General features: G+C 75.6%; 13 protein-coding genes and 1 pseudogene. 8 read left to right on the top strand and 6 right to left on the bottom strand.

Translation table 11 applies throughout. The annotated features are described in order from the left end of the window. Positions 1-1,163: 1,163 nt before the first annotated feature. The 4 genes from IF37_RS0115780 to IF37_RS0115765 all read left to right on the top strand — a co-directional run bounded on the left by IF37_RS0115780 (position 1,164) and on the right by IF37_RS0115765 (position 7,225). Entirely contained in the window at positions 1,164-4,979 is a 3,816-nt protein-coding gene (locus IF37_RS0115780; protein ID WP_037856581.1) for a kelch repeat-containing protein, read from the top strand. 724 nt (positions 4,980-5,703) lie between these two features. Beyond that, complete coding sequence (locus tag IF37_RS0115775; RefSeq protein WP_030742333.1) at positions 5,704-5,997, top strand: hypothetical protein; 294 nt, start codon at positions 5,704-5,706, stop codon at positions 5,995-5,997. A gap of 13 nt (positions 5,998-6,010) precedes the next feature. Then, on the top strand, positions 6,011-6,715 hold the full coding sequence (locus tag IF37_RS0115770) for a helix-turn-helix domain-containing protein (RefSeq protein ID WP_030742331.1): 705 nt from the start codon (positions 6,011-6,013) through the stop codon (positions 6,713-6,715). A gap of 237 nt (positions 6,716-6,952) precedes the next feature. After that, entirely contained in the window at positions 6,953-7,225 is a 273-nt protein-coding gene (locus IF37_RS0115765; protein WP_030742329.1) for a hypothetical protein, read from the top strand. 238 nt (positions 7,226-7,463) lie between these two features. Here the strand turns inward: IF37_RS0115765 and IF37_RS0115760 are convergent, their stop codons facing one another. Further along, a complete protein-coding gene (locus tag IF37_RS0115760) occupies positions 7,464-8,573 on the bottom strand; it encodes a hypothetical protein (protein WP_030742327.1) in 1,110 nt (369 codons plus the stop codon). 146 nt (positions 8,574-8,719) lie between these two features. Next, positions 8,720-9,457 carry a flavodoxin family protein gene (locus tag IF37_RS42120; RefSeq protein ID WP_079165758.1) on the bottom strand — a complete coding sequence of 246 codons (738 nt, stop codon included), beginning with the start codon at positions 9,455-9,457 and terminating at the stop codon, positions 8,720-8,722. Between the two features lie 157 nt (positions 9,458-9,614). On the opposite strand from IF37_RS42120, the gene IF37_RS42115 reads away from it, so the two are divergent. The 3 genes from IF37_RS42115 (at position 9,615) to IF37_RS0115735 (ending at position 15,020) form a co-directional block, all read left to right on the top strand. Then, positions 9,615-10,520, top strand: coding sequence for a LysR family transcriptional regulator (locus IF37_RS42115; RefSeq protein ID WP_079165757.1), 906 nt, complete (start codon positions 9,615-9,617; stop codon positions 10,518-10,520). 70 nt (positions 10,521-10,590) lie between these two features. Next, positions 10,591-11,061, top strand: a complete 471-nt coding sequence (locus IF37_RS0115740) for a hypothetical protein (protein ID WP_052845211.1) — start codon at positions 10,591-10,593, stop codon at positions 11,059-11,061. A 50-nt stretch (positions 11,062-11,111) separates the two neighbouring features. Next, positions 11,112-15,020 carry a CHAT domain-containing protein gene (locus tag IF37_RS0115735; RefSeq protein ID WP_079165756.1) on the top strand — a complete coding sequence of 1,303 codons (3,909 nt, stop codon included), beginning with the start codon at positions 11,112-11,114 and terminating at the stop codon, positions 15,018-15,020. A gap of 84 nt (positions 15,021-15,104) precedes the next feature. On the opposite strand, the gene IF37_RS0115730 is transcribed toward IF37_RS0115735, so the two are convergent. After that, positions 15,105-15,974: an LLM class F420-dependent oxidoreductase gene (locus IF37_RS0115730; RefSeq protein WP_030742316.1), complete on the bottom strand. Its 870-nt coding sequence runs from the start codon at positions 15,972-15,974 to the stop codon at positions 15,105-15,107. A gap of 273 nt (positions 15,975-16,247) precedes the next feature. Here IF37_RS0115730 and IF37_RS42110 point away from each other — a divergent pair. Then, positions 16,248-16,337, top strand: a pseudogene (locus IF37_RS42110) (nuclear transport factor 2 family protein); the annotation flags it as partial. Positions 16,338-16,372: 35 nt separating this feature from the next. Here IF37_RS42110 and IF37_RS0115720 read toward each other — a convergent pair. The 3 genes from IF37_RS0115720 to IF37_RS0115710 all read right to left on the bottom strand — a co-directional run bounded on the left by IF37_RS0115720 (position 16,373) and on the right by IF37_RS0115710 (position 19,813). Further along, positions 16,373-17,593 (bottom strand): ferritin-like domain-containing protein, encoded by a 1,221-nt coding sequence (locus tag IF37_RS0115720; protein WP_253915777.1) that lies wholly within the window; start codon positions 17,591-17,593, stop codon positions 16,373-16,375. A gap of 208 nt (positions 17,594-17,801) precedes the next feature. Continuing rightward, the gene (locus IF37_RS0115715) at positions 17,802-18,656 is read right to left on the bottom strand and encodes a phosphate/phosphite/phosphonate ABC transporter substrate-binding protein (protein WP_037856578.1); all 855 of its coding nucleotides are present in this window, start codon (positions 18,654-18,656) and stop codon (positions 17,802-17,804) included. Beyond that, a complete protein-coding gene (locus IF37_RS0115710) occupies positions 18,653-19,813 on the bottom strand; it encodes an acyl-CoA dehydrogenase family protein (protein WP_052845210.1) in 1,161 nt (386 codons plus the stop codon). Before IF37_RS0115710 ends, IF37_RS0115715 begins: the two co-directional genes overlap by 4 nt. Positions 19,814-19,834 lie beyond the last annotated feature (21 nt).

Here is a 19,834-nt window from a genome sequence, read left to right as displayed (position 1 = left end):
ACCCGGGACCGCTCGTCCGCTCGCCGGGGGCCACCGGGCGGTCGGCCCGACCGGTGCCGGGCGCATGGGCGGGAGGCGTACGGGTGGGCCCCGGCGGGGCCGGTGTCCCCGGCGCCGGCCAGGGGGCCGGTGCCGCCCGTCCGGGCCGGGCCCGGGCCGGGTGGCAACCGTCCGGTGGCGCGGCGCCGCCCGGCTCCGTCCGCCTCCCCGCTGGTCCGGCGTCACCGGGCGCTGCCCGTCCAGGCGCCCGGTGACCGTCCATCCGGCCACTTGGAACAGCCCGCCGGACACCCGGCGCTGTCCGCCCGGACGGTCACCGGACGCCCTGCCCTGCTTCCCGTCCGGCCCCAGGAGCGGCAAGCCGGCCGTCCGGCATGCCACCTACCACCGCCCGCCGACCCGGGGCCACTTGGCGTCGGCTGCTCCCGGCCGGCGCTTCCTGTCCGTCACCCGGTGTTGCCCGCTCGCTGGTTGGGCGTTCCGTCGGCGGGTCGGGTGTCACGCGGCGTTCCCTGTCCCCGGAAGACGCTCCCGCCCGTTCGGTGGTCCGCCCGCCGGTCCGGAGCCGCCGGGCGCCCCCTGCCCCCGCCGCCGCTGCGCGCCCGTCACCGGACTGGCATTCCGGCCGCTCGGCATGCCACCGCCACCGGGCACCGCCTGCCCGTCGCCGGGCACCGCTCGCCCGTCAGCCGGTGTCGCACGACGTCCCCGTACGGTGCGCCCATCCGTCCGTAACCCGGCGTCACCATCCCGGCCGGTCGGCACGCGTCCCGTACGCCCACCGGTCCCGCACGTCAGCCCACCGGTCCCGCACGTCCGCCCCCGGTCCCGCACGTCCGCCCCCGGTCCCGCCCGCACCCCCTCTCTCACGCGGACCCCCTTTCCCCCTCCCGCACCCCCCGCCCCCAGGTGAACGGGCAGAAAGCGTGCCCGTAAGGGACGGATTCGGTCGGGGGTGTTTCCTCCGCGTCGGGCGGTGGTGATGATCGGCCGGGCCCATGACGCGCCGGCCTCGGAGCGGGGGGTGCGGATGCATGGCCCAGCACCAGACAGCACCCCAGGCGCCCCCCACGCCCCGTCCCGGTCCCCGGCCGCGGCACGGCCGGGGCGCCCGGCCCGTCCGAGGCGCGCCATGCCGCCGCCTCACGCTCCCAGGAGTCGAGTTGCACATACGCCGAAGCGCCGCGCCACGCCGGCGCGGGCGCCTGGCCGGCGGTGCCGCCGCGCTGACCGCCGCCGTGCTGGCGGCCGTCACCGCGGTCACCCCGGCCCACGCGGCGACCGGCGACCGGCCGCCCGCCCAGCGGTCCGCCGCCCCGTCCGCGCCCGGTCACACCGAACCGCTGTGCGGCCCGCCCAAGCCGCACGAGTTCACCTGCTTCGGGCTGCGCCGCACCGACGTGCCGGCCCGCCAGGGGCTGCGCGGCGCCGACGACGCCCCGCAGGGCTACGGCCCCGTCGACCTGCGCGGCGCCTACGGCCTGCCCGCGAACGGCGGCGAGGGCGCGACGATCGCCGTCGTCGACGCCTTCGACAACCCGAACGCCGAGGCCGACCTCGCCGTCTACCGGGCCCAGTACGGCCTGCCGCCCTGCACCACCGCCAACGGCTGCTTCACCAAGACCGACCAGCGCGGCGGGACCGACTACCCCGCCGCCGACCCCGGCTGGGCCACCGAGATCTCCCTCGACCTCGACATGGTCTCCGCGGTGGCGCCCAAGGCCCGCATCCTGCTGGTCGAGGCGGACAGCGCCACGATCGAGAACCTGGGGACGGCCGTCGACCAGGCGGTCGCGCTCGGCGCGAAGTACGTGTCGAACTCCTACGGCTCCAACTACACCTTCTTCCCGGAGGACCCGGCGGAGTCGGCGGCGGACGTCCACTACGACCACCCGGGCGTCGCCGTCGTCGCCTCCTCCGGCGACTACGGCTACGGCGTCGCCTACCCGGCCGCCTCACCGCACGTCACCGCCGTCGGCGGGACCACGCTCAGCAAGGACCCCGCCGCCGCGCGCGGCTGGTCGGAATCGGTGTGGGACCACGACGGCGCCGGCACCGGCTCGGGCTGCTCGCTGTACGAGCCCAAGCCGTCGTTCCAGCGGGACACCGGCTGCCCCGGACGCACCGTCGCCGACGTCTCGGCGGTGGCCGACCCGGACACGGGTGTCGCCGTCTACGACTCCTTCGGCGACACCGGCGGCTGGGGGGTGGCCGGCGGCACCAGCGCCTCGGCACCGATCATCGCCGGGGTGTACGCCAACGCGGGCACCCCGGCGGCGGGCAGCTACCCCGCCGTCTACCCGTACGCCGACGGCGGCACCGCACTGCACGACGTGACCACCGGGTCGAACGGCACCTGCTCCCCGGCCTACCTGTGCACCGCGGGCCCCGGCTACGACGGCCCCACCGGCCTCGGCACCCCCGCCGGCACGGCGGCCTTCACCATGGGCCCGCACGGCACGCTGGCCGGCGCGGTCACCGACGCGGCCTCCGGCGCCCCCGTCACGGCGGCCGAGGTGACGGCCGGTGTGTACAGCACGACCGCGGACGACCACGGCCGCTACACCCTGCCCCTGCCCGCCGGCGACCACGACGTCCGGGTGACGGCGTACGGGTACGCGCCGGGCACCCTGCCGGGTGTCCACCTCACCGACGGCGGCACCGCCACCGGTGACCTGACGCTGCGCAAGCTGGCCACCCACCGCGTCGCCGGCACCGTCACCGACGGCTCCGGGCACGGCTGGCCGCTGCACGCGAAGATCACCGTGGACGGGGTGCCGGGAGCCCCGGTGTGGTCCGACCCGGTCACCGGCGCCTACCGCCTCGACCTCCCCGAGGACCACGCCTACACCCTGCGCGTCGTCGCCGACGACAGCGCCTACCGGTCCCTCGTGCGCAAGGTCACCGTCGGCGGCGCGGACCAGACCGCGGACCTGGCCCTCCCCGTGGACACCTGGGCGCAGGACGACCCGGCGTACACCGTGAAGGCCGAGACCGTCGCCGACGAGACGTTCGACGACACCTCCGCACCGCCCGCCGGCTGGAGCGTGACCGGCACCCCGGGCACCGGGAAGGGCTGGGCGTTCGACGACCCCGGCGGCCGGGGCAACAGCACCGGCGGTTCCGGTGGCTTCGCCGTCGCCGACGACGAGCAGTCCGGGGGCACCCCGCTGGACACCTCCCTCACCAGCCCCGCCTACGACTTCCACCGCGCCGGCGACCCGGCACTGAGCTTCAACTCCGACTACGAGGGCTCCGGCGAGCAGCAGGGCGAGGTGCAGGTCAGCAGCGACGCGGGCCGCACCTGGACCACGGTGTGGCACCAGGACCAGCTGTGGTCGAGCGGCCGGGTGGAGATCCCGCTGACCGAGTACGCCGGCGAGTCCGCCGTACGGGTGCGGTTCCACTTCACCGGGCCCGGCCTGCTCTGGGCGATCGACGACGTCGCCGTCACCGAGCGGGTGGCCACCCCCGTGCCCGGCGGCGTCCTCACCGGCACCGTCACCGACGCGAACACCGGCAAGGGACTGATCGGCGCCACCGTGCGCACGGACCGCCCGGACGGGCCGGCCGCGCCGACGGTCGCCACGGCCGGTGACCCGCGCCTGGGCGACGGCGCCTACCGGCTCTTCGTCCCCGGCTCCGGCGGGACCGCCACCGCCACCGCGGCCAAGCCGTCCTACGCCACGGCCGCCCGGAAGGTCACGGTGCCCGCGGACCGGGTCACCGCCGCCTCCTTCGTGCTGAAGGCGGGCCGGCTGGCCGTCCGCCCGGCCCGGATCGACGCCACCGGCTCCGACAGCGCCGTGACGCGGAAGGTGACCGTGCGCAACACGGGCACCGCCCCGATCCGGCTGGACATCGGCGAGCGCACCGGCACCTCCCCGGGCTCCCCGGCCCCGGGCACCGCCTGGCGCGCACTGCCCGACCTGCCCGTCCCCGTGATGGACAACGCGGTCGACACCTACCAGGGCAAGCTCTACTCCGCCCTCGGCTCCGACGGCCAGAGCCCCCTCGCCGACCTGTACGTCTACGACCCCGCCACCCGCGCCTGGCAGGCGGGCCCGGCCGCGCCCGAACCCCGGCAGGCCACCGCGCACGGGTTCATCGGCGGCCGCCTCTACACCGTGGGCGGCTGGGGCCCGGAGGAGACCGTCAGCCGGACCACACAGGTCTTCGACGCCTCCACCGGCCGCTGGTCCAAGGGCCCGGACCTCCCCGAGGGGCGCTTCGGAGCGGCGAGCGCCGTGCTCGACGGGCGGCTCTACGTGGTCGGCGGCTGCACGAACACCGACTGCTCGGACACCGTGTACGCCTTCGACCCGCGCTCGCGGTCCTGGTCCCGGGCCGCCGACTACCCGCAGACCATCAGCTGGGCCAACTGCGGCGCCGTCGCGGGCCGGCTGTACTGCGCGGGCGGCACCCACGAGTACGTGGAGACCGCCGACGCCTACGTCTACGACCCGGCCTCCGACAGCTGGCAGTCCGTGGCCGCCATGCCGACCGGCCTGGCGAGCGGCACCTACGCCGCCGCCAACGGTCGCCTGCTGGTCTCCGGCGGCTTCAAGCGCGTCGGCGTCAACCGGGTCCTCACCGCGGAGGGCTACGCCTACGACCCCGGGACGAACGCCTGGACGCGGCTGCCGGACGCCCCGGTCGCCGTCTACCGGGGCGGCGGCGCACCCGGCCTGTACCGGGTGGGCGGCAGCAACGAGCCGCGCTTCCCGGTCCCCGTGTCCACCGCGGACCTCCTGCCGGGCTACGACCGCACCGAGGCGGACGTCCCCTGGCTGACCGAGAGCCGGCACCGCCTGACCCTGCGCCCGGGGCGGTCCGCGTCCTTCACGGTGACGCTCGACCCGCGCAGGCTCCCCCGGTCCGGCGTCTGGACGGCGTCCCTGACGCTGACCACCGACGGCCCGTACTGGGTGCCGGAGATCCCGGTCCGCCTGCGGGTACCGCACCGCACCGCCTCGTAGCACCACGAGGAACGAACCCGCACCGCCGGACGGCACCGACGCCGTCCGGCGGTGCGGTTCTCTGTCACCCGACCGCGATCCGGACCAGGTCGGCCGGATACACAGGCCGACGCCCCGTGGCGGCAGGTCAGTTGACGCCGCACGGCGCGTGAAAGGGGGGAGGCCCCGGGCCTCCCCCCTTCCGCGTGGCGGGGCGTGCGCCAACACGCGGTCCGCCGATGCCCGATTCCTTGGTCGCACCCAGTGGATCAGGGCTCATTGGCTCACCCTTGTACAGGGCCGCCTTGCCCGGCCAGTGTGCTGCCGAAGTCGCCCGCCACCAAGGACGACATGCACGGCGCTGAGCCAATCCGCCGGACCGGGAGCCATGCGCAGAGGGGGCTTGACCGCGAACACGATCCCGTCCGACCGGTACGGGCAGGCAGCGGGCCGATCCCGGCCGTCCAACACCCTTTGTGAGCACGTGAATTGAAGCCGAACAGCGGTGAGCCAATCCGCTGGTGGAACGCCCGCGCGGGCGGTGACGGGCCGGACCGGGTTAGGACTTGGGCCCGGCCGCCTGCTTGACTGGTCGCGCCCGTACGTGACGCAGCGCCAACTGCCCACGACCCACGCGGGATCGCACCCAGTGACGAGGGGCGCGTCCGCCCCGGCCGACGCGCCCCTCGCGCTCCGTATGTGTTCCGGCCCGGAACCGGAGCACCAGCAGCGAAGGGCTTGTGCCATGGCTGAGGCCGCCGGCCGCCGTGCCGTACCCGAGAACGTCTCCGACCCCGTCCCGGCCGCCGCCGGCGACCCCGCCACCACCCGCCTGACGATGGCGCACGTGCTGCCCCTGATCCTCTTCCCGGCGATCGGGACCGTGCTGTTCGCCGTCGGGATGCCGGTCTCCGGCATCCCCCTCTTCCTCTGCTACTGCGGCGGCATCGGCGCTGCGGTGACCATCGTGGTCACCGGCGGCCGGCGCGCCCTGCTCGCCCTCGCCCACGGCGTCATCGCCGCCTCGGGCGACAAGTAGGAGGGGCCGGACCATGGCACGCCCCGAGCGCCCCCTGAACTGCCCCCCGCGCCGCCACGCCCTGGCCGGCGGCCTGCGGGCGATCCGCGCGCAGGCGGGCGTCACCTACGCCGACCTGGCCGAGCACACCGGGCGGCTGTCGCCGGCCACCCTGAAACGCGTCGCCTCGGACGTGGGCGGCGTCCCCAAGTGGGCCAACGTGGAGGCGTACTACCACGCCTGCCTCGCGCTCTGCGGGCCCGGCGGGAGCGCCGGCGTCAGCGCGGCCGGAGCGGACCTGCACCGGCTGTGGTGCCTGGCCCGCAGGGAGGAACGGGGAACCCTCGCCGTCCGCACCCTCGCCCCCGGACTCGTCCGCGACAAGGCGGACCTCGGCTACGCGCTGTACGCGCTCTACGAACACCAGGGCGCCCCCGCGCTGCGCGAGTTGCAGCAGCGTGCCGGGGGCGCGCTGCACCTGCCGCTGAGCACCGCCGCGCGGATCGTCACCCGGCAGGCCCTGCCCGCGGACACACAGCAGTACCAAGCCTTCCTGGCGGGCTGCGGGGCCGCCACGAACGGGGCCCGGTACAAGGAGTGGCTGGCGGCCTGGTACAAGGTGATGCTGTTCGACGTGGACCCGGAGATGCGCCAGTACGTCGTCGACGAGCAGATGACGGAGGCGACGCGCAGGGCGGCCCGCCGACTCATGGAGCGGACGTCCGTGCCGGCGCCGTGACCGGGGGCGTACACGGGGTGACCGGCCGTCGTACGCGCCCCGGCCGGCTCGTGGCGGGGCGCCACCGGTCGTACGGTGGAAGGAGCGGGAGGCATGGCCCCCGCGCCACCCCCGTCTCCCGGCGGTGCCCGCCCCGCCGCGGCCCGGGCGACGGCCCCGACTCGCGGTGACCGCGAGGCCGTTGTGGCATCGGCGCCCGGTTGTCCGCATGACGAGAACCGGAAGCAGGTGTGTCCCATGCGTGCGTCGATCCGATGCGCCGGTGTCCTCACCGCGCTCACCCTCACGCTCGGCGGCGCCGCGCTCACGGCACCCGCCGCCCACGCGGACATCACGGACTGCGTCAACCAGGTCGAACACGAGACGCGGGGCGGCGAGGCCCCGGACTCCGTCCGGATGGCGTGCTACGTCGGCCTGACCGGCAACCACGACCAGTGCGTGTCCGGCCTGACCGACGCCGGAGTCACCGGGACAACCGCGGCGAGCGCCTGCCGGGTGGCTCCCCGGTAGACCGGGCCCGTAGCCGGGTCGCGAGACCGTAGGCGACGGTGACGTCGTGGTAATCCCGGCCGGGGACGACCTTGTCGGGGAGGTTGGTCCGGTCGCTGCCGCTCGCCGACTCGCGGTCCCCGGTGCCGGGGAAGCGGACGGCGGTACGGGGCTCCTCGGCGAACCGGAGCCGCTCGGCGCGGACCGTCGACCGGAACGAGATGTCCGGCTCCGGCCTCCGGGCCTCGGCACCCTCGGTTCAGGGCGGCTCCCCACCCTCCCGGGAAGCACGGCGGCGCCCGGACCGCGGCGGCAGTTTCCCGTCCTCGCCACGCGCCCGGCGGGTGCGCGTGCCGCTCGGACTCCGGACGGTCCGGTCCCGCTCCTCGTCCGCCGCCTCGCGCGCCACCCGCCGTCCGGCCGGACCGGCCCGCCGCCGGGTGCCCGTCCCGGCCACCCCCGCGGCCGTCTCGGTCACATCCCCGGTGGCGTCGCCCACCGTCTCGCCGACCTCTCCGACAGCCCGGCCCGCCTCCCCGCCGACGTCCTCCACCGCGCGCCCGGCGCCGGCGCCCACGTCCCGCACGGCGGCGCCCGCCTCCCGGCCGACGTCCTCCGCCACCGAACCGACCCCGTGCCCCACGTCCCGTACCGCCGTTCCGGCGCCCTGTCCCACGTCCCGCACGGCGGCCCCCGCGCCATGCCCGACGTCCCGCACGGCGGCGCCAGCCCCCCGGCCGACGTCCTCCGCCACCGAACCGACCCCGCGCCCCACGTCCCGCACGGCGCCCCCGGCGCCCCGGCCCACGTCCTGCACGGCCCGTCCGGCACCCGTGCCCAGCTCACCGATGGCGTAGCGGGCGCCGCCGCCGACGTCCTGCACGGCGGACCCGACACCCCGCGCCAACTCGTGCAGGATCTCCGGGTTGCGATCGAGTGTGGTCAGCACCCGGTTGATGATGACCGCGACATTGTCCAGCCGGACCTTCAGCAGGGCCTGCGCCTCCACGCCCGAGATGCCCAGGTGCACCCGGCCCAGCGAGACGTCGGCGCCCACGTTCAGCTTCAGCAGGTCCAACACCTCGGCCTGCAACGACACATGTGCCCGCAGATCCTCGACGTCCAGGTCGATCTCGTCGACCTTCAGCAGGGGGACGTCGAGGTAGACGTCGGGGCTCGCGTCGGCCACCGCGTGCCCGCCGGCCGTCCCACCGTCGTCGGCGGCGACGGCCCCGTCCGCGGCGACCACGCCGTCCTCGTCGTAGAACTCCGGCTCCTCGTCGTACAGCTCGGGCTCGGTGTACTCGTCGATGTCCTCGGCACCGGGGTCCGACTCGCCGTCGTACCCGTCCCGCTCCTCTTGTGTCACCGCGCCTCCGCAGATCGTCGTCGGCCGTGTCCATTGTGATCCGGTACGGCGACCGGTGCGCGATCAGCGCCGCCGACGGTGGAGCGGGGGAGGGGGACGGGGCGCACCGCCGCCCGGGAGCGGCGGGCTGACCCCGGTACGCGCGGTCAGGCGCCGCTCAGCGCCGCCGGTGCGCCGTCCGCCGCTCTGAGGGAGGCGGACAGGGCGCGGGCCTCGTGCTCGGTCATCCGGGGAGTGTCGTACGGCACGGCGTTGACCCAGCGCTGCGCCAGCCGGGCGATCCGCTCGCCGTACCGCTCCGCGGTGATCAGGTCGCCGCGCGACCCCGCGTCCTTCGGCCCCCGGTCGGCGTGGCTCTGGCTCATCAGACCCAGCCACGAGCCCAGCCGGTTCACGTCGTCGCGGGAGCCGCCGCTCCAGTTGTTGCCCGGCATGTCGCCCACGCCGACCCACTGCATGCCCAGCTGCGCGGCGAAGACCGCCAACTGCTCCAGGACCGTCAGCTTGTCGCCGCTCTGCGAGGCGGACATGGTGAACCCTCCGGCCAGCTTGTCCTTCCACGCCTGCGTCGTGAACGCCGTGAACGCCGCCTCCATGAACGCCTTGAACACCGCCGACACGCTGCCCATCAGCGTCGGGCAGCCGAGGACGATCGCATCGGAGCGATCGAGCAGCGCCAGCACCTCCGCATCGTGCCAACGGCCCGCGACGACGTCCTCGGCCCGGATCTCGACCAGGTGCACCCGGGCGCCCGGCACCAGCCGCGCCCCGTCGGCGAGGTGCTCGGCCAGCACCCGGGTGTGCCCGTGCACCGAGTGGTGGACCACCGTCACCGCCACCGTCGGGGCGTCGTCGTACGCACGGTCGACATCGTTCACTGTCATCTGCTCTCCACTGTTTCCGGTGTTTCCGGTCGTCTCGTGGCGGTTTCCTGCCCGCCCACCCATCACAGCCCGCGCACGGCCCGGCATCAACGACGGACTTCGGCACACAGCGATCGGTGCCACCGATCGATCGAGCTAGCCTGCTCCCGTGGACAGGATGGAACTGGAAGCGTTCGTCGCCGTCGCGGAAGAGCTTCACTTCGGCCGCGCCGCCGCACGCCTGCACCGGGGGCAGCCCACCGTCAGCGACGCCGTCAGACGGCTGGAGAGCACCCTGGGCGGGCGGCTGTTCCACCGCACCAGCCGCAAGGTGTCGCTGACCGATCTCGGCGCGGCACTGCTGCCCGACGCGCACGCCGCTCTGGCCCAGCTGCGCCGCTTCCAGCAGCGCGGACGCGCCCTGGCCGCGGGCGACCGGACCCGCACCACGCTCGTCGTCGCCCACGCCGACTACACCGACCACCAGCTGCTGTTGCGCTGCCTGCCACGCCTGCGCGACCGGTTCCCGGACGTGACGATCGTGCCCGAGGCCATGCCGACCACGGCCCAGCTCACCGCCCTGCGGGCGGAGACAATCGGACTGGGCATCGGCTGGGCGACCGGCGGCGTCACCGGCGTACGCGCGAGGGTGCTGTCCACCGAGAGGTTCGTGGCGCTCGTACCCGCGGCACACCCCCTCGCCGGGCACACCGAGCTGAGCGCGTCCGAACTCTCCACCACCGGTCTGCTCACCTGGCCCCACCAGATCAACAGCGGTCTCTGCGACCGCCTCCTGTCCGCCTTCCACATCGGCGGAGCCGACCTGCGCATCATCAGAACCGCCGACAGCGTGCGGGCCATCGCCGCCCATGTCGCCGCGGGCACGGGCATCGGCATCACCGTCGCGTCCGCGCTCGACCACCAGCCGCCCGGCCTGCGCGTCATCCCCCTCACCGGCCCCTCGACCACCGCCGACCAGGTCGTCCTCACCTCCGCCGAGCCGCCGGACACCGCCACGGCCCTGCGTGACCTGTTGCTGCGCGGCGCCACGGAGTCCCCCTCGTCCCCCTCCGCCGGGCACTGACACGGCAGACCGCGCGACGGACGGGGGAAAGCCGCTGCCGTCCGGGGAGCGCGGCTGCGAGACTGCGGGGATGACCACACAGCGGCTGCCCTTCCCGGTCCCGGACGAGCGTGCCCACCTCTTCGTGCGGGGCTACGCCGACATGCACGGCCTCGTCGAGGACCTGGTCGTGCCCGACGGTGTGCCCGAGGCCGCGGCGACGGTCCTGCGTACGGCCCGCGAGCTGTTGCGCCAGTCGTACTACTGCTACGAGTTCTCCACCGTGGCGGTCATGCACTCCCTGATCGCGGTGGAGATCGTGCTGCGCGACCGCGTCCCGGACGCGGGCACGAAGCCGTTGCGAAGGCTCATCGCGCAGGGCGCCGCCACGGGCGTCCTGACGGCCCGGCAGGCGGAGTACCTCGACTACGGCCGGAAGATCCGCAACGGCATGGCGCACGGCCAGACCACGCACGCGGTGATGCCCCCGGCCATGGCGGTACCGATGGTGGCCACGTCGTTCGCGATCGTCACCGAGCTGTGCGCACCGCCGACCGGCTGACGGCGTGTCACGGGGAGCCGGGCGGGGAACATCCACTCGTGGGGGGACGCATGACCGACGAACAGCAGCGGGACCACGGAGGGCGGCTGGACCAGGGTGGGCGGCAGGACCAGGGTGGGCGGGAGAGCCGCGCCGGTCAGGGGGAACACGGTGGGGGAGCCGTCGAGGGGCTCCGGGCCTGGGCCGCCGTCGCCGTCCGCCAGGCGCACGAACTGTGGCCACACGCGCTGAAGAGTCCACGGGCCGCCGCCCTGCGGCTCGCGATCGAGCACCTGGCCACCGTCGAGCGGCTGTTGCCGGCGGACGATCCGGCCCGGGCGACGGTCGTGCCCTGGCTCGGGCTGCTGACACGGGCGTGGCTCAAGGACCGGTCGGGCACCCGGCCGCGGGATTGGGCGGCCGCGGTGAGCCACCTCCGGTGGACCGACCGCGCCAGACCGCTCGACGACCGGCTCGCCATGATGGCCCGGAGCCACTTGGCCGAGCTGCTCATCCCGCCCGGAATCCCCTCGGAGGTGCTCGACGGCTCCGCGCCGCCCGAGCTGGTGGAAGCCCTGCGGGAGCAGCTGACCGAGGCCCTGAACGTGCTCGCCCGCGTCGTCGCCGGGGACCTGTCGACGCGGGAGAGGGTGCTGGTCGTCATGGAGCACGTCGCGACGCTGCTGGACTCGCTCCCCGGCCCGCCCGGGGAGTGCCCGACCGGTGAGAGCCCGCCCGGTGAAGGCCCGACCGGTGAGAGCCCGCAGGCTCCGCCCCGGGTGGGCGAGGACGGTGAACGGGCCGCGGCCCGGGCCGGTGCGGAGCCCCACGAAAGGGCTTGGCAGGCCGGGGAGACCGGGGAGACCGGGGAGGAGGCGCTGGCCGGCGCCGTACGGGAAGTGGTCCAGCGGGCGCGCGGGGACGCGGTGCGGTTCGCGCGCCTGCTGGAGTGGCTGTGCGTCACCTTGAACGAGTCCCGGGTCGCCGCCGCGGACGCCGAGCGGGAGCTGGCGGACCTGGGCCTGGACCGGCCCGGGTGCACGCCGCTGCGCGAGCTGCTCGTCGCGCTCAGATCGGGCGGGCAGGATCCCCGGACCCTGGTCGAACGCGTGCGCGGCGCCGCGCTGGCGGTCCGGGAGGCGTTGCTCGCCCTGCCCGCCGACGCGCCCGAGCGGATCCGCGTCGCCAAGTTCCACGCGGCCCTGCTGGTGGCGGGGAACCTCCGGATGCCCGAGACGCTGGACTTCGGCCAGGTGGACGAGGCCGCGATGCGGCCGGACCCCGATCCCGGGGCGCGCTCGATCCCGAGGGGGGCGCTGAGCCTGGAACTGATCCTGTCCACCATGATCGACAACCTGTGGGTGTCGAACGGCGAGATCGCGCGCCTGGAGCGGAGCGTGGCATGGCTGAGGCAGTGGATCGACACCCTTCCGGTGGACGGAGCGGACGGAGCGGACGGAGCGGACGGAGCGGACGGAGCGGACGGAGCGGACGGAGCGGACGGAGCGGACGGAGCTGGCGCCGCGGCCACCCGGCGCTACCTGTCCTCCATCCTGGCCCACCGCGTCGCCACCGCCGCCACGCTCGGCGGCAGCCTCCAGGACGGCGTGGCCGCCCTCTCGATGGCCCGGAAGCTGTCCGGCACCGGCGAACCGGACGACGCACAGGTGCTGTTCAGCCTCCTCGCCGGGTTCCAGGTGGCCCGCCGCAGCCAGGACCGGGCCGCGCTGGTCCGCGCGGTGGAGGAGCTGATCCGGATGCTGAGCGACCGGTACGCCGCCCCCGCACCCGAGGCGGCCACGCGTTTCGTCGTCACCGGCACGCTGGGCATGGCGTACGGCGAACGTGCCGCCCTCACCGGAGACCGGGCCGACCTGCACACCGCCACCCGGTACCTGCGGGAGGCGCTGGAGCTGGACCCGGCCGCGATCCCGTCGGCGTACGCACCGTACCTCCCCACCGTGCGGGCCCAGTTGACGATCGAACTGGCCAAGGCCGACCCCCGCCGGGAGGTCGTCGACCGCGCCGTCGCGGAGGTCCACCGGGTGATCGCGGAAACGCGGCCGTCGGCCTGGGACGAAGCCCGGATGCGGCTCGCCCTCGGCCAGGCCATGCTCCGCGCGACCACCCACCGCAGCGATCTCGGCCTGCTCGACCCGTGCATCGCCGAACTGACCCGGGTCCGCGCCCTGGCCGCCGAGGGCCACGGCCTGTCGCTGAACGTCGAGGCGCTGACGGAACTGTCCTCGGCCCACTGGATGAGCGCGGTGACCGGCGGCGGGCGCGCGAGCGAGGACTGGAAGACGAGCCTGGACACCCGCCGTGCGGCACTGGAGCTGATGGCCGCCGACGTCCTCCTCCAACTCGGCGCGGAACACGCCCTGTCGGTGGCCCGGGCCGCGACCGGCCATGGGCTGTGGCTGGCCCTGCGGTGCGCCGAGGAGCACCGTTCCGCCGAAGCGGTGGAGGCGCTGGAACTGGGGCGGGCCCTGGTGCTCCAGACGGCCGCCGCCGCGCACGGCGTGCCCCGGCTGCTGACGGACCGGGGCCACGCCGACCTGGCCGAACAGTGGCGGGCCCAGGCCCCGAGGCACCCGCTCCAGGGGGACCGGCACGAGGAGGACCGTCGAACAGCGGCCACGGCGGAGCCCCCCGCCCCCGGCCTCGCGTCCGCCCCCGAACTGCCGAGCAGCCTGCGGCGCAAGGCGCTCGCCGCACTGGGAGCGGGCGACGGCACCGGCGCGCGGGAGCTGCTCGGCACCCCGGACGCCGCCGCGCTGACCGCCGCGCTGGCCGCCTCGGGGGCCGACGCGCTGGTCTACCTGGTGCCCGGCGAGGGCTTCCGGCCGCACATCCCGGGCCGCGCGCTGGTCCTGCGCCCCGGCGGCGCCGAGCCCGCCGTGCTCGCCCTGCCGCTGCTGCTCTCGCCCGGCAGCCACCAGCTGGAGCGTTACCTCGCCGCCGCCGCCGACCGGTCCCGCAAGGCGGCCGACCCGGACGCGCCCCGCGCGTCCCGGGAGGCCGCCGAGAGGGAGTGGCAGGCGGCGCTGGGCGAGCTGTGCGACTGGGCGTGGCCCGCCGCCGTGGGACCGGTCCTCGACTCCCTGGAACCGCTCGGCCGGCCGCCGCGGATCGTGCTGGTCCCCTGCGGCGCCCTCGGCGCCGTCCCCTGGCACGCGGCGCGCAAGCACATCCCGCTGGGGGGCCACCGGTACGCCTGCCAGGACGCGGTGTTCAGCTACGCCCCGTCCGGGGCCCAGTTCCTGCGCGCCGCCGGACGCGCCCGGCTGCCCGGCGGACGCCGGGTGCTCGTCACGGACCCGCGGCTCAGTCTGGTGTGGGCCGAGGTCGAGACGGAGGCGCTGCGGTCGGCCTGCTACCCGGACGCCCGGCGCTACGGCGAGTTCGCCGCGGCCGAGGGCGTGCCGGACGCGCCGGGCGACTGCGCGGACCTGCTGGCCGTGCTGCCGGGCGGCGGCCGGCCGGCCGCGGTCGTGCACGTGTCCTGCCACGGAGTGGCCGGTCCGAGCCCGACGCGGTCGGCGCTGTCGCTGGCCGACGGGGAGCTGACCGTCGCCCGCATCCTGGACCACCCCACGACCGCAGCGCCCGGACCGGACGGCCCGCTGGTCGTGCTCAGCGCCTGCGAGACCGACCTGAGCACCGGCGACCACGACGAGGCCTTGACCCTCTCCACCGCCCTGGTCGCCCGGGGCGCGGCCGACGTGGTCGGCTCCCGCTGGGCCGTCGACGACAGCGCGACCGCGCTGCTGATGGCCGTCTTCCACCACTTCCTCACCAGCCAGGACCTCGCTCCCGCCGACGCGCTGCGCGCCGCCCAGCTGTGGATGCTCGACCCCGACCGCCGGCCCCCGCCCGGCCTCGGCGACCCCCTGCGCCGCGAGGCCGCCCGCACCGGCCTGCACGAGATCCATCTGTGGGCCGCCTTCACCCACCAGGGCAACCCCGCGCCCCGCTGACCACCCGCCCACGCCACGCCGCCGTACGACCGCACCACCCGGGGCCCGGCCACCAGTCCCCGAGCCGCCCCGCGCCGGCCCTGGTCACACCCCCGGGCGCAGCCACGTCCGGGCGAGTTCCGCGATCCAGGGGGCCACCGCGTCGGGAGCGGGCGGGGGAGCGGCGACGACGACGAGTTCGGTGACGCCCGCCGCACCGAGCGCGGGCAGGTGCTCCGGAGTGCCGTCGCTCAGCGCGACGGCGACCGTCAGCTCGTCGAAGGCGCGACCGTGCCGGACGCACTCCTCGGCGAGGACGGCGACGCGCGCCGGGACGTCGGCCGCCGGCAGTCCGAAGCCGTACCAGCCGTCGGCGAGCGTGACCGCGCGGCGCAGGGCGGCGTCGCTGTCGCCGCCGACCACCACCGGCAGCCGGCCGCCGCGCAGCGGCTTCGGATTGACCCGGATCGCGTCGAAGCGGGTGAACTCCCCCGCGAACGAGGCCGGGTCCTCGCTCCACAGGACGCGCATCGCGGCGAGGTACTCCTCGGCGCGCCGCCCGCGCCCGGCGAAGGGGACGCCGAGCGCCGTGAACTCCTCGGCCGACCAGCCGATTCCGACACCGAGACTGAACCGGCCCGCGGAGAGCACGTCGAGTGTGGCGGCCTGTTTGGCGACCACGACCGGGTTGTGCTCGGGCAGCAGGAGCACTCCGGTCGCCAGTTCGACGCGGCTGGTGACCGCTGCCGCGAAGCCCAGGGTGAGCAGGGGGTCCAGCCAGTCCGCGTCCGCGGGTACGGCGATCCGGCCGTCCGCGGAGTAGGGGTAACGGGAAGCGGGCGCGTCCACCAGCACCACGTGCTCGCCGCACCAGAGCCGGGCGAAGCCGTGCGCCTCCGCGGCTGTCGCCACCGCCCGGACGACCTCGGGACGGGCACCGTCACCGATGCCGAGCGCGTGCAACCCCACTCGCATGCTCCACCTCCGGGCGCCACCGTAAACGTGTGCCGCGGTGACACCCGGCCGACGCGGCACACGGCGCGCGGAGGCGACGCGGGACATCCACCGGACGAGCGAGCCGACGCCCATCACCCACACCGCGGCTTCAAGCGCGACGCACCGCGCCGAGCGCCGAGGTCAGCAGCTGCGTCAGCACTCCGGGTATCAGCGCGATGGCGTGGCCGGTCGCGACACCTCCCCGGCGGGCGTCGGGCGCACACCGCGTACGTGCCGCCGTACCAGCGGAGGGGCACAGACACCTTCACCGACGTGTTCCTGCTGGTCCGGGCCGACGGCGGCTGGCGCATCGCCGACAAGGTCTACCACCGGCACTCCTGAGCCGGACACACGTGTGCGGTCGGAGCGGCGCCGACTCACATGAAGTTGCGGGTGTGCAGCGCCGAGAGGGCCGCCGCCTCGTCGTCCGGGAAACCGAGCCGGGACAGCCGGTGACGTCGTCCTTCGTCCATGTCGGCCTGGAGCCGCAGCACCGCGCGCCAGCCGCGTTCGATCGCCTCCGGGTGCCAGGAGCCCGCCGCGAGCAGCACCAGGGCGTCGAACACGTCGGCGTTCAGTCCGGCGGTGTGCGTCAGGGCCTCGTGACGGCGTTCCACGGCGGCCCGCAGCCGGCCGCGGAGCCGGGGGTCGACGGTGCCGCGGTGTTCGAGGTGGCCGAGGCCGAACGCGACGTGCCGGGCCTCGTCCTGCCGGACGAGCCGGCTGATGCGGTGCGTCACGGGGTCCGGCGCGTGCCGTTCGAGGAAGGACAGCAGGTTGAGGAAGCTGCCCTCACCGAGCACGGACAGCAGGAAGGACGCGATGGAGAAGTCCGGCTCGGTCAGCAACGTGGCCAGGGAGGCCCGGCCGCCCACGGAGGAGGTGCCCATCCGGCCGCCGTTCAGCAGCGCCCGCCGGGTGAAGACCTCGACGTGCCTGGCCTCGTCGGCGGCCTGCACGGCGAGCAGTTGCAGCACCTCCCGGAAGTGCGGGTGCACCTGGGTCAGCAGCCGCGCGGGCACCACCAGGGCGGCTTGTTCGTTCTCCACGAGGTAGGTCATCACCTGCCGTACGGCCGTCTCGACGTCGTCGGGCAGCGTGAAGGGCGTGTCCCAGGGGATCGCGGTGTGCGGGTCCCACTGGGCGGCGGCCGCCTGGCGGTAGAGCCGTGGCGCGAGGTCCGTCCAGGCGGTGTCGCGGTCGGCGACGGCGAAGTGTGCCTCGGGTCCGCCGGCCTCCACCAGCGCCCCCCGCGCGGCCAGGCCCCAGTGTGCCGGGGCGTGTCCGACCACCCCGTCCGGCCCCGCGTGTCCGGCCCGTTCGGCGCCGTTCCAGCGGGCCCCGGCGGCGGCGCCCCGGCACACGTGTGCGCGCAGCGGAGCCGCCTCGGCGGGCGCGGGTGTCACCAGGTGTCCTTCGTGACGGCACCAGACGGTCAGATGGGCGAGGAGCTCGGGGTGCGTGCCGGACACCGCGACCGGCCGGCCGGGTGCCGCGCGGTCGAGCGCCCGGCGCAGCAGCAGGTGGGCCCCCTGGTCGAAGCCGAGCGCGGCGAGGTCGAGCGGCAGGGAGGCGGCCCGAGGATCACCGGCGGTCACGGCCGGCACCCGGCGGGAAGCGGAAGCGGCCCGCGGGTCGTCGTCGGCCGCCCTTGCCTGTACCCGGCGGTCATGACCGGTACCCGGCGGGATGTGGCCCGCGGGTCGTCGGCCGCTGCTGGTAACCGGCGGTCATGGCTGGTCCCGGAGGCCACGGCTGGTCCTGGAGGCCACGGCTGCTCCTGGGGGTCACGGCTGCTCCTGGGGGTCACGGCCGGTAGCCGGGGGCCGTGATCCGGCCGTCCGGGCCGTAGAAACCGGTGGCGTCGACGGCCGCCGCGAGCTGGGCGAAACCGGTCTCGCGCGCGGGCACCCAGCGGGTGAGTCCTTCCAGGTCGAGCAGGTGGCGCAGGTCCGGGTCCGCGTACGACATCGACAGCAGCAGCGTCGTCAGCCGGTCGGCGGTTTCGGCCGCGAGCGCGGGCCCGGCGGCGAGCACACAGTGGTCGTAGGGGGCCGTGCGGGTCAGGACCCGGGTGCTGCCCGGGGGCAGGGTCGCGTCCTGGGTGAAGGCCAGGTGATTGGCGTCGATCACACAGGCCGCCGCCGCCCGCCCGGCCAGCAGGGCGCGGGCCGCGTCGCGTTCACCACCGATGTGGTCGCCGTGCAGCCCGACGCCCGTGTCGTGGCGTTCGACCCGCAGGTGGGTGTCCGGGTCGACGCCCAGTTCCCGCAGGTGGTGCAGGGGGATCAGGGTGGCCTGGGGCGAGTCCACCGCGCCCACCGCGACCGTCTCCCCCTTGAGGTCGGCGACCGTGACGGCGGGCGAGTCGGTCCTGACCACGACCACCGAGGTGAGGTCCTGGTCGGTGTCGCGCATGACGAGCGGCCGGACGTCGACGCCTGCCGCCGCGGCCAGCCGGCGGGTACGCAGCCAGGCCAGCGGCGACTGCCAGGCCACGTCGATACGGCCGCGCACCAGGTCCTCGGTCTGCCGCTCGTAGTGGGTGTGGAGCACGAAGTCGAGGGGCAGCCGCTGCCGCCGCAGCCAGGTGCGGAAGCCGGACCAGATGGTCACCACCTTGGGGTCGTAGGCGACGGCCCCCAGCACGAGCGGGTTCACCGGGCCTCCTCGAACAGCGGCAGGCCGAGTCCGGCCCGTCCGCAGAAGTCGTGGAGCGCGTCGGTGGTGGGTGCCATCACGCGGGCCGCGAGCGCGTCCCGGAAGCGGCGTTCCACGCCCAGGTCGCGGCGGAAGGCGCTGCCGCCGCACAGCCGCATCACACCGTCCGCCAGCCCGGCGGTGGTCTCGGCCGCCAGCGCCTTGACCTGGAGCACCCGCGTCATCGCGTCGGGGCGGGCGGTCTCCAGCGCGGTGAGGGTGTCGTCCAGGAAGACGCGTACGGCGTCGGCGCGCAGCCGCAGGAGGGCGAACTCGCGGCGCGTGACGGGCTGTTCGGCCAGGCTCTGCCGCAGGTGCTCCAGGCGGGTGGTGCGCAGGTGCCGGGCGGCCAGGACCAGGAGGGCCTCCGTCACCCCCACGCAGAACGCGGCACTCAGCACGAGGAAGCGGGGCAGCACCAGGTCCAGGGCGGTGGTCAGACCACCGCCGTCGGCGCCCAGCCGGGCCGTCTCCGGCACGCGTACGTCCTTGGCGCCGACCGGGCTGGACGCGTTGCCGCGCAGCCCGAACCCGTCGTAGTCGCCGCGTACGTCCAGTCCCGCGCTGTCGCCCGGCACCAGCCACAGCGTCATCGGGCCCTCGGCGCCGAGCGGCCGGCTCGACCAGACGTAGCTGTCGGCCTCGCCGGCCGAGGTGACCCACGACTTGCGGGCGTTCAGCAGCACCTCCCCGCCGCCGTCCCGCGCGGCGGTGCCGGCGGGTGCCCAGAAGTGGCTGCGCGAGCCCTGCTCCGAGAAGGCGAGGGTGCTCAGGTGCCGTCCGCCGGCGACCGCGCGCCGCACGTCCTCCGGGCCGTGCGCCTCGATGACGGACACGGCCGCGTAGTGCATGAGCAACACCATGGCGGTCGAGCCGCAGACGCCGGCCAGCCGCTCGACGACCGCGGCGGCCTGCCGGAGGTCCGCGCCGGCCCCGCCCAGCTCCGCGGCGCTGAGCAGCCCGAGCCCGCCCGCGCCGGCCAGGGCCCCGAGGCCGTCCCGGGGGAAGCTGCCCGCCCGGTCCACCTCCTCGGCGAGCGGTTCGACGACGTCGTGGATCACGGCGTACAGGCGTTCCACCGGGTCCGGCGTCGGCACGGCGCGGGTGGGGTGCGGCATGGTGGCCCCTTGACGGTCGGT

Source organism: Streptomyces sp. NRRL S-31, from assembly GCF_000718775.1.
Taxonomy (GTDB): Bacteria; Actinomycetota; Actinomycetes; order Streptomycetales; family Streptomycetaceae; genus Streptomyces.
This window is presented reverse-complemented; position numbering and strand designations above follow the sequence as displayed.